General features: G+C 69.0%; 1 protein-coding gene. It reads right to left on the reverse strand.

Features of this window, described 5'->3' with window-relative positions:
* Positions 1-1,087 (reverse strand): NAD(P)H-hydrate epimerase (locus INF29_RS14325; protein WP_193487396.1); only part of this gene is annotated, 1,087 nt, incomplete at its 3' end.
* Positions 1,088-1,233 lie beyond the last annotated feature (146 nt).

A 1,233-nucleotide genomic window follows, 5' to 3' on the forward strand; every position in this document is an offset into this window, starting at 1 on the left:
GGCAGTTCAGCGCGTCGGCGTCCAAGATCAGCGGGACGTCCAGCTCAAGCAGGCCCGAAACGACCTGCATGCACCCGGAGGCGGTCGTCATACCCGGCCCGCACAGGACGCAGTCGTACTTCTTCGCCGTCTCGCACACCACCTGGCGGGCCGCCGCACCGAAGGATCCGCGGGAATCGGAGGGGATGGCGATGACGGGAACGGACGGCAGGGCCATGCGGATGAGGTTCGCGCAGGCGTCGGGAGCGGCGACCGCGACGTAGCCCGCCCCGGCGCGCGCGGCCGCCTTGGCCGCCATCATCGCCGCGCCGGGATACCGGGCGGATCCGGCGACGACCAGCACCGAGCCGCGGGAGTACTTGTTCACGGTCGCGGGGAGCGGCTCGAGGAACTCGACGAGATCGGCCGCCTCGACGATCTCCGCGGCGTGGTCGACGTCGTCGATCACCTCGTCGAGCTTGTCGTACAGCTCGCCGCAGACGAGCTCTCCCACGTACTGGGGGGCATCGGCGCTGTACAGGCCGATCTTCGGGGCGATCATGGTCGCCGTCTTGTCGGCGCGCACGCAGCAGTCCTCGACGACGCCGGTCTCGGAGTCCAGGCCGGAGGGGACGTCGACGGAGATGACGCGGGTGGCAGTTTCGTTGAGCGTGGGGATCCAGATGGAGAAGGGCGGACGGAGCTGGCCGTGGAACCCGGTCCCGAGGATGGCGTCGATCACGAGGTCCGCGCCGGACAGCAGGTCGGCGAGCTCGTCACGGGACGGCCCCACGACGACCTCGACGTCGCGACCCGATGTGCGGCGCGCCACATGGCGCGCGAGGGCGGAGGGCACCTCGCTCGGCCCGACGGGCGTGGCGACCGTCACATGGGCGCCGCGCTGCTGCAGGATATCAGCGGCGACCCAGCCGTCACCGCCGTTGTTGCCGAATCCGGTGAGGACGACGACCTCCTTGGGATCGTATTCCTGGGCGACGGCGGCGACGAACTCGCCGGCATGCTCCATGAGCTCGGCTTTCGAGGTGCCTTCGCGCTCGATGATGTCCTCGAGCCTCCGGACTTCCTCAGTGCTCAGAATGGGTTTCATCAGCCTGCTCCTGTTCTGCCGGGACGTCGGGGGCGTCCACAGCGGTCAACTCAGCCAACTGGACGGTGTCGAGCTCATCGAGCACCGAGCGCGCGTCGCGGAACGACTGGGCGATGAGCGCCTTGCCGTCCTGCTTGGATTCCTTT

Source organism: Anaerotignum lactatifermentans (assembly GCF_014982935.1).
GTDB lineage: Bacteria > Bacillota > Clostridia > Lachnospirales > Anaerotignaceae > Anaerotignum > Anaerotignum lactatifermentans.